This window comes from Allobosea sp. CER48 (assembly GCF_044752385.1).
Lineage (GTDB): Bacteria > Pseudomonadota > Alphaproteobacteria > Rhizobiales > Beijerinckiaceae > Allobosea.
Genome location: NZ_JBIWYK010000414.1, coordinates 1 through 2717, shown reverse-complemented (window position 1 = coordinate 2717; position 2717 = coordinate 1). Strand labels below are relative to the sequence as shown.

Here is a 2717-nt window from a genome sequence, read left to right as displayed (position 1 = left end):
CGGGGCGGCTGAGCTTACGCGCCCTCCGGAGCGGAATTTGGCGGCTTCGGCCTGAACCGGCAGCAGGGCTGCGGCGGCGGCGAAGCAGGCGAGGACGGCGGTGCGGCGCATGGGCAGTCTCCCGGTTGATGGCAGGATGCCGCGATGGGCCGTGACTGCAAGCAAGGGTTGCGATCAGCCTCAGCGAGCCGTTAACGCGAACGCTCAGGCTGCGGCATTCCGGGGCTGGGTCAGCCCTTCCCAGGCGGCCATCGCGCCGTGCACGATCGTCTCCAGCATGGCGCGGGAGGCGCCGTCCCGCGCCTGGATCGACATGCCCTGCTGGACGGTGACGTAGTAGCTTGCGACGCCGCGACGGTCGAGCGAGGCTGGAAGCTCACCGGTGTCGACGGCTCGCTGCAGCCGTTCCTCGATCACTGCGACGCTGCCGGCGCGCATCTCGCGCAGGATGCGGCTGGTCTCCTCGCCGACGCCGACGGCGTTGACGGCCGAGAGAACGACCATGCAGCCGGGCGGGCGTCCGGGCCGCGTGAAGGTCCTCGCGCTGGCCATGAGATAGCCCTCGATGGCCTCCTGCGCCGTCGGCGCATTCCGCAGCGGCGCGAGGATATCGTCGCTCTCGGTTTCCGCGAAATGCCCGACCGCCTCGCGATAGAGCCCCTCCTTGCTGCCGAAGGCCGCATAGAGGCTCGGGGAGTTGATCCCCATCGCTTCGGTGAGATCGCTCATCGAGACGGCGTGGTAGCCGCGATCCCAGAACAGTTCCATGGCGCGCTCAAGCGCAACCCGCCGGTCGAAGCTGCGCGGACGCCCTCGCTCCGCCATCGTTTTCCTGCCTTTCGAAATTTCTGTGTCGATCGATATATATTTCGCTTGACGGCAGCACGCAAGCGCGCCAGCTATTTATGTATCGATCATAACATAAATCGAGTTTGCCATGTCCCGCCTTGCTGGAAAGCGCGCGCTCGTCACCGGAGGCAGCCGCGGAATCGGCGCTGCCATCGCCCGTAGGCTTGCCGCAGAAGGGGCCGATGTCGCGCTCACCTATGAGCGCTCCGCCGAGAAGGCGGCCGAGGTGGTGAAGGCGATCGAGGGGCTCGGCCGCAAGGCCGTCGCCATCGCCGCCGATAGTGCCGACCCTGCCGCGGTGAAGCGCTCGGTCGACGAGGCGGCGAAGGCGCTCGGCGGCCTCGACATCCTCGTCAACAATGCCGGCATCTATCGTGGCGGGCCGGTAGAGAGCTGGAGCCTCGCCGACATCGATGCGACGATTTCGGTCAACATCCGCTCTGTGGTGCTGGCGTCGCAGGCTGCGGCCGCGCATCTCGGCCGTGGCGGACGGATCATCTCGATCGGCTCCTGCCTGGCCGACCGGGTGGTCGAACCGAACATCACGCTCTATGCGATGAGCAAGGCGGCGCTGATCGGCTTCACCAAGGGGCTGGCGCGCGATCTCGGCCCGCGCGGCGTCACCGTCAACATCGTCCATCCCGGCTCCACCGATACCGACATGAACCCGGCCAACGGCCCGGGCGCCGAGGCGCAGCTCGCGCGCATGGCGATCCCAGCCTATGGCAAGCCGGAGGATATCGCCGGCGCCGTGGCCTATCTCGCCAGCGAGGAAGGGCGCTTCATCACCGGCGCCGGCCTCGCGGTCGACGGCGGCGTGAACACCTGACGCGGGCCTAGTGTCCGGGCAGGACGATCATGGTGGGCTTGGTCGGCAGTGCCGCCTTGCTCAGCGTGATCGTCGGCTGTTCGCGACGCTCGACCGGCCAGAGTTCCTGCGTTCGCGCGAGGAAGCGGTTCAGCGTGCCGCCGCCGAAGAAGTGCATCGGGATCATCACCCGTGCCTGCAGCGATTTCAGCACCTCCAGCATGCCTTCCTGGTCGAGCGTGTAGCTGCCATCGACCGGGAAGAGCACGATGTCGACCCGCCCGAGCGCGCGCAGATGGCCGGGCTCCAGCGGGTGGTGGAGATGGCCGAGATGGGCGATGCAGAGATCGCCGATCTCGAAGACGAAGATCGAGTTGCCGTCATAGTCGGTGCCGCCCTCGTAGCTGCGGATATTGGTCGGCACGTTGCGGACGCGGACATCCCCGAGCGTGACGTCGTGATGGGCCGCGCCCTTTCCGGCCGGATCCCATCCGGGGAGGACCTGCTTGATGGCGGGGTCCGGACGTCGCGAATTATGGGTCGAATGCGCCTTGTTCATCGTGGCGATGTCGGGCGTCACCGGCGGGCGGACATAGTCGTTGTAGTCGGTCGCGATCTTCACGCCGCCCGGGGTCTCGATCAGGAAGGTGGCGTGGCCGACGAAGGTCAGCCGTACCTCGTCCTTCGCGAGCTGCACGCGCTGGATCGGCAGGCGATGGCCCGCCATCTCCGGCCGGCACCCGGGCTCGCCGGACTGGGCGTGCGACAGGGAGCTTGCAAGTGTCGCGAAGGCGAGACTCGCGACGAGGCGCAACAGGACGGACGGCAGGCTCATCGGCGGGCTCCGGCATCGCTCCCAGCGGGACGAGCTTCGGGCAAAAACCGGGCCGCAGGAAAGTGGCGGGCCTATGCGCTACCGATTTTGTGAACATCGCGGATGCCGCGAGTTCACACAGACAGGCCGCTTCTATGGGCACCCGCGAGATAGTCGACGAAGGCGCGCAGCGCGGGAAGCATCTGCCGGCGGCGCCGCCGGTGGCTGCGGCGATGCGCTCGGCGC

The 2717-nt window shown here is 67.7% G+C and carries 3 protein-coding genes; 1 reads left to right on the top strand and 2 read right to left on the bottom strand.

Annotated features, from left to right (window positions below; all coding sequences use genetic code 11):
- Positions 1–204 precede the first annotated feature (204 nt).
- Positions 205–768, bottom strand: coding sequence for a TetR/AcrR family transcriptional regulator (locus tag ACIPIA_RS13700; protein WP_400510342.1), 564 nt, complete (start codon positions 766–768; stop codon positions 205–207).
- A gap of 169 nt (positions 769–937) precedes the next feature.
- Here ACIPIA_RS13700 and ACIPIA_RS13695 point away from each other — a divergent pair, with 169 nt between their 5' ends.
- Entirely contained in the window at positions 938–1678 is a 741-nt protein-coding gene (locus tag ACIPIA_RS13695; RefSeq protein WP_400510340.1) for a 3-oxoacyl-ACP reductase family protein, read from the top strand.
- Between the two features lie 7 nt (positions 1679–1685).
- On the opposite strand, the gene ACIPIA_RS13690 is transcribed toward ACIPIA_RS13695, so the two are convergent.
- Entirely contained in the window at positions 1686–2492 is an 807-nt protein-coding gene (locus ACIPIA_RS13690; RefSeq protein WP_400510339.1) for an MBL fold metallo-hydrolase, read from the bottom strand.
- Positions 2493–2717: the final 225 nt, after the last annotated feature.

Coding starts and splice junctions, on each gene's coding strand:
- ACIPIA_RS13700 (WP_400510342.1), bottom strand. CDS start 768: ATGGAACTGTTCTGGGATCGCGGCTACCACGCCGTCTCGATGAGCGAT.
- ACIPIA_RS13695 (WP_400510340.1), top strand. CDS start 938: ATGTCCCGCCTTGCTGGAAAGCGCGCGCTCGTCACCGGAGGCAGCCGC.
- ACIPIA_RS13690 (WP_400510339.1), bottom strand. CDS start 2,492: ATGAGCCTGCCGTCCGTCCTGTTGCGCCTCGTCGCGAGTCTCGCCTTC.